At 70.0% G+C, this 5,222-nt stretch carries 7 protein-coding genes and 1 pseudogene; 2 read left to right on the top strand and 6 right to left on the bottom strand.

The genetic code is table 11. The features are described 5' to 3' along the window. Positions 1–105: 105 nt before the first annotated feature. From RKE29_RS27745 to RKE29_RS27725, 5 genes and pseudogenes are all read right to left on the bottom strand, one after another. A pseudogene (locus tag RKE29_RS27745) lies at positions 106–246 on the bottom strand (IS5/IS1182 family transposase); the annotation flags it as partial. Between the two features lie 77 nt (positions 247–323). Continuing rightward, positions 324–902, bottom strand: a complete 579-nt coding sequence (locus RKE29_RS27740) for a class IV adenylate cyclase (RefSeq protein ID WP_312008428.1) — start codon at positions 900–902, stop codon at positions 324–326. Between the two features lie 30 nt (positions 903–932). Next, positions 933–1,580 (bottom strand): SAM-dependent methyltransferase, encoded by a 648-nt coding sequence (locus RKE29_RS27735; protein ID WP_312008427.1) that lies wholly within the window; start codon positions 1,578–1,580, stop codon positions 933–935. Continuing rightward, positions 1,498–2,139: a hypothetical protein gene (locus RKE29_RS27730; protein WP_312008426.1), complete on the bottom strand. Its 642-nt coding sequence runs from the start codon at positions 2,137–2,139 to the stop codon at positions 1,498–1,500. Before RKE29_RS27730 ends, RKE29_RS27735 begins: the two co-directional genes overlap by 83 nt. Beyond that, complete coding sequence (locus RKE29_RS27725; RefSeq protein ID WP_312008425.1) at positions 2,132–3,034, bottom strand: radical SAM protein; 903 nt, start codon at positions 3,032–3,034, stop codon at positions 2,132–2,134. Before RKE29_RS27725 ends, RKE29_RS27730 begins: the two co-directional genes overlap by 8 nt. A 286-nt stretch (positions 3,035–3,320) precedes the next feature. Here RKE29_RS27725 and RKE29_RS27720 point away from each other — a divergent pair, with 286 nt between their 5' ends. Both RKE29_RS27720 and RKE29_RS27715 read left to right on the top strand, forming a co-directional pair. Beyond that, complete coding sequence (locus RKE29_RS27720; RefSeq protein ID WP_312008424.1) at positions 3,321–4,094, top strand: XRE family transcriptional regulator; 774 nt, start codon at positions 3,321–3,323, stop codon at positions 4,092–4,094. After that, a complete protein-coding gene (locus RKE29_RS27715; RefSeq protein WP_312008423.1) occupies positions 4,081–4,548 on the top strand; it encodes an NUDIX domain-containing protein in 468 nt (155 codons plus the stop codon). Before RKE29_RS27720 ends, RKE29_RS27715 begins: the two co-directional genes overlap by 14 nt. Here the strand turns inward: RKE29_RS27715 and RKE29_RS27710 are convergent. Further along, positions 4,530–5,111 carry an HD domain-containing protein gene (locus tag RKE29_RS27710; RefSeq protein WP_312008422.1) on the bottom strand — a complete coding sequence of 194 codons (582 nt, stop codon included), beginning with the start codon at positions 5,109–5,111 and terminating at the stop codon, positions 4,530–4,532. The genes RKE29_RS27715 and RKE29_RS27710 overlap by 19 nt on opposite strands. Positions 5,112–5,222 lie beyond the last annotated feature (111 nt).

Here is a 5,222-nt window from a genome sequence, read left to right as displayed (position 1 = left end):
GCCCCGGAACCCCCGGCCCCGCACCCGACCACGCGCCGCACGCGCACCCCGCTGCACCCGGCCCCCACCCCGCCCCCCGACCGGCCCACACCGCGTTCCACTGGTTGCCCGCGCCGCAGAGAGCGCGCGGTTGACCGTGCGCTGGGTCGGTGGCAGGTTGCGGCCGGGTGGGTGTCGGACCGGTGTGGTCACCCACGGACCGACGCCCAGGTCGACGCGGTCGGCGAGCACCGGGATGCCCTGGCGCCGAGCAAGCTCAGTCGAACGAGTCAGGCCCACCTGCGGCGTCACCTCGTCACATCCTCACAATGAGCGTTACCGGGTCAGCCTGCGGTAGAGGCCGGTCCCTCCCCCTCCCTGTCGGAGAACAGGAGGGTGGGCTCGGCGAGGATGTCCCTGCCGGTCTCGCTCTTGTAGATCTCGTCGACGCTGCCGAACCGGGCCTCGGAGTAGTCGAGCCGCAGCAGGTCGGCGGCCTGGCGGACCGATGCCTCGTCGGGGCCTTCGATCTCGACGAAGGTCGGCAGGTCCGGCCAGGTGTCGAAGTCGAAGGCGACCTCGCCCAGGCGCCACTCCTCGCGGTAGTTCTCCTGGTAGCGCACCTCGCGCATGCCGAGTCCGCGAAGGATTTCGGCCATGGCGTGCAGGTCGGTGACCTCGGTCTCGACCTCCGTGGTGCCGTCGATCGTGGTCGAGTCGGTGACCTGCTTGAGCGTCAGCGTTGATCGGGTGCCCTCGTCGCGCAGCCGGACCCAGGCGCCGCTGTCGAGCGCGTCGTTCTCGAAGATCTTCCGGGTGAGGAGGGTCCGGGGGAACGCCTGGACGGCGCCCAGAGCGGTCAGCTTCGCCTGAAGGCCGGCGACGTCGGCGGACAGGAACTTGGCCTCGTACTCGTGCTTCATGTTTCCCTTCTTCACAAAAGCGGGTTCGGGCTATCGGGGGGTCCGGGCCGCGAGCAGCAGGCCCATGCGGTGCGTGTGGTCGTGGAGCTGGCCGACGTGGGCTCGCTCGGCGAACTCGCCCGTGCGCAGCGTCAGCAGAACGTCCCAGACACCGGTGAAGCAGGAGCTGAGCTTCTCGGGGGACGTGTAGTGCTCGATCAGGTGGTGGCCTTGCTCGACGGGCATCATGAATTCGGCACCGAAGAGGCCGTCCGTACGCACCATGAGCTGCATGCGGGCGACGAAGTCGGCGAGCGGGCGGTGGTGGTTGGCACTGTAGTGCCACGAGCAGCTCGTCCAGACCGCGTCGCAGAGCGTGTCGAGCGGCGCGGCGTCCAGGAAGTCCCGTTCGACGACCTGCACCCGGTCATCCAGCCCTTCGAGCTTGAGCCGGTCGGTCAGCCCGAGGGCGTGGGAGATGGCGCCGCCGGGCAGGCGGACCTCGCCGCCGTGCAGCGCGATCGGGTCGCGTTCGACGGCGATGACCCGGTAGCCGGCGGCGGCGAGCGGGAGGACGAACTTGCCGTCGCTCGCGCCGATGACCGCGACGGTGGCGTCAGGGCAGGGCCGGGCTTGCAGGGCGGCGAGGAACTGGGGGAAGAAGGTGAGGGTGTGCTCCCATAGGCTCTTGGTCCGCACGGCGGTGGGCTCCTTGCATGTCGGTGGCGAGGATGGCCTGAAGGACCTGGTCCGGTGTGAGGCCGGTGGTGTCCAGGCGGTGCATCGGGTACGGGGCGTAGGCGTCGGCGATGCGGTCGACCACGGTTTCGGTGAGGGCGTCCCAGCGGGAGGTCGGCTTGTCCCGCCGGGCCAGGCGGCGCTGGCGTTCGTGTTCCGCGCAGACCAGGTGGTAGGTGACGGGCTGCGGCAGGTCGGGCGGCAGGGTGACGCCGAGCCGGGTGCCGAGGGCGCGGTGGGTGGCCAGGCAGCGGGGGAAGTAGCTCTCGACGACGACGGGGATGCCGGCGGCGAGGTAGTGCCGGATCTGGCCTGCGGCGGTCAGCAGCGCGGAGAGGTAGAAGCACATCCGGGCCTCGACGTTCTCCCGCGCGTCGATCTCCCGGCGCAGCGGCTGGTAGAAGTCCGGCACGGTGGGCACCAGCACGGCATCGCGGGCTTCGGCGAGCATCGGCGCGATGGTCGACTTCCCGGTGCCACTCAGCCCTTCCAGGCTCTCGAACAGCGGACGGTCAGACACGGGCGTACACCACGTCGGGCACGGCGAGGGTCAGCTCGTCGGTGGCGGCCGGCCGGTGGACGATGCGGTTGGCGAGCTTGTCGTACCAGAAGGCGTGCGCGTCCTTGCCGACGGCCTTGCAGGACATGGTGAGCGCGCCGCGCGGGTCGGCCTCGATCCGCTCGATCTCCCGAGGGCCGTCCGCCGGGGTGCACGTCTCCGGGGCTCCGGCGGCGGACAGGTCCTCGTCGGCGACCACCTCGATGACCAGGCGGGCCGATGCGAGCTGCTGCCGCAGTCGGGCGTAGGCCGAGGGGTCGCGGACGAGGAGCCCGGGGTGGTCGGCGGCGTTGCCGACCGGCCGGAGGCAGTGCAGCTTCAGTTGCCGGACGCCGACCTCCTGAAGCGTGCGGGCCAGCGGAAGCACCTCGCCGATGTTGAGCGAGGTGACCGTCATGGTCGCCCCGGTGCTCACCCCCAGTTCCCGCGCGAGGCCGAGCCCGCTCAGCGCCTCCTGGTAGCTGCCGGACTTGCGGATGTGGTCGTTGGTCGCGCCGATGCCCTCCAGTGAGACCCGCAGGAAGTCCAGGTCCGGGGCGATCTCGGCGAGTCGGCGCTCGATGCGGTAGCCGTTGGTGCAGATCTCGACCCGCAGCCCCAGCTCCTGCTTCGCGTACTGCACGACCCGCGTGAGGTCCTTGTAGACGAACGGCTCGCCGCCGAGCAGCGTGACAGCTTCCGTGCCGTACTGGTCGCGCATGAGCCTGAGCAGGTTGGCCGCCTCCTGCGTGGAGAAGGCGTCGGGGTGCGCCAGCCGCTCGCCGTGGAAGCAGTGCAGGCACGCGAAGTTGCAGCGGTAGAGCAGTTGCAGGTACAGCATCCGGATCCTGTGGATCCCGGTGACGTCCCGGATCAACGTGGGCCTCCCTCGGCCAGTCGCCTGGTTGGAGAACCGAGCGTGTCGGAGGGAGCCGGGACCGCGTCACCGCGTACGCGGACGCTTGCGGGACGTCCTGGACGTTTTCAGCCGGACGCGAGGTCCCCGGCAGTTTCACAGGACCGGTGGTATCCGACAGACCGAGCAGTACTGGGGGCGTCGGCGACCTAAAACGAGATCCGTTGCGCAGTCCACACCCGCCGACTTATCGGAGGGGTCAGGACGTCCTTGCACACCCATGCCCGTCTCGGCTTTCATAGTTGCTGTGAACGAGCGACTTCGCTCCGTGCTCGCGCAGCGCGGCGTCAAGCCCGAGTCGCTCGCCGAAGCCTGTGAGGTGGACCCCAAGACCGTCGGCCGCTGGCTCGGCGGGCGCGTGCCTCACCCGCGGCATCGATTCCGGGCCGCCCAGTACCTGCGTGTGGAAGAAGGCTTCCTCTGGCCCGCCACGCAGGTCCACGCCGGACGATCCGGCAGCGGGTTAGGTAGCGAACTCGTCGGGACCTACCAGAACCGGGCCAGCGTGCCCCGCGAGGCCTGGCTGACGCTCCTGCAAGAAGCCCAGGAACAGATCGACGTGCTCTTCTTCTCTGGCACCTTCTTCGCCCAGTCCAACCCGCACGTCGCCAAAATGCTCGCGGAACGCGCGGCCGGTGGCGTCCGCGTACGCCTCTGCTTCGGCGACCCGAGCGGCCAGGCGGTCGCCAACCGGGGCCGTGAGGAAGGCATCGGCGACACCCTCGCCGCCAAGGTCCGCGCCTCTCTGACGTACTACCGACTCCTTCTGTCAGAGCCGGGGTGCGAGGTACGGCTGCACGACACCACGCTGTACAGCTCCCTGTTCCGCTACGACGACAACCTGCTGGTCAACCCTCACGTCTTCGGCCAGCCGGCCAGTGCTAACCCGCTGCTTCACCTCAAGCGAACAGGTCCCAACGGCTGGTTCGACCACTACGCTCACAGCTTCGAAGCCGTCTGGGGCGGCGCACGGCCCTGGACACCCGACCGGGAGGGGACCACCGCGCATGGGCAGGACTGAGTACTACAACGACCCGAACGCCCCCAAGGCCAACACCCTCATCCCCGCCAGCAACCTGCTCGTCGTCGACGAGACCGGAGCCATCCTGCTCCAACGCCGCCGCGACACCGGCCAGTGGGCCCTGCCCGGCGGTGCCCAGGACATCGGCGAGACCGCCGCCCAGTGCGCGGTACGCGAATGCCTGGAGGAGACGGGGATCGTCGCGGAGATCACCGGCTTCCTCGGTGTCTACACCAACCCGAGGCACATCGTCGCCTACACCGACGGCGAGATCCGCCAGCAGTACGAGAACACCTACATCGGCCGCCCGGTCGGCGGCGAACCCACCATCAACGACGAGGCCGACGGCGTCCGCTTCGTCCAGCCCGCCGACCTCGACCAGTACGACATCCACCCCAGCATGCGCCAGCAGATCGGCGACTACCTCTCCGGCACCTACCCCCACCTCGGCTGACCCGCCAGCGCCGCCTCCACCCGCTCCACCGCCGCGAAGATCTCCGGCGAAGCGCGGCGGATGAACCGCCCCACCACACTGTCCGCCCCATACCGGCCGACGATCTCCGCCACCCGCGCCTCGGCCGTCGTCGCCTCGCCGTCGGGCGTCGTCGTCATGTCGCACCACACCAGCGCGTCAACCAGACGCTGATCCTCCAGCAGCGGAAACTCCGCCTCCAGCACCTCCCGCAGCCCACGCTCCTCGGCCTCCAGCAGCGCGAACGAGTGGTTCGCCACCAGGCGCACCAGCCGGTCGTCTGCGCCATGGACATCCCGGAGGAACCGGGCCCCGTCGAGCGGGTGGAAGCCGGTGGCCGCCAGCCTCGGCGCGTACCCGACGTCGTGCAGTACGGCGGCTGCAACCAGAAGGTCAGCCCGATCACCGAAGATCCCCGCCGCCTCGACCGCACGTCGCGCGACACCCTGGGAATGCGCCCAACGCCGGGGCAGGGGAGCGCTCAACTCCGACTCGGCCACCAGGCGAGCCCAGTCCGCGGACAGTCCGCTCATGGGCCAGTTCATGCCCACAGCATGGACCCTACAGTCACCCCCGCACCCGAGGCTGGGGCCGCACGGGTGCCGAGATACACGAGCCCGAGCAGGCCGCCGGGCCGCAGGTGGCGACGAGACGGG

It is taken from the genome of Streptomyces sp. B1866 (genome assembly GCF_031932565.1).
In the GTDB taxonomy this organism is placed as follows: Bacteria; Actinomycetota; Actinomycetes; order Streptomycetales; family Streptomycetaceae; genus Streptomyces.
The sequence above is the reverse complement of the archived record's forward strand: the minus strand, read 5'-3'. Positions and strand labels throughout refer to the sequence as shown.

Bases quoted from the DNA above. Each gene is read 5' to 3' on its own strand.
- RKE29_RS27740 (WP_312008428.1), bottom strand. From the start codon at position 902: ATGAAGCACGAGTACGAGGCCAAGTTCCTGTCCGCCGACGTCGCCGGC.
- RKE29_RS27715 (WP_312008423.1), top strand. From the start codon at position 4,081: ATGGGCAGGACTGAGTACTACAACGACCCGAACGCCCCCAAGGCCAAC.
- RKE29_RS27710 (WP_312008422.1), bottom strand. From the start codon at position 5,111: ATGAACTGGCCCATGAGCGGACTGTCCGCGGACTGGGCTCGCCTGGTG.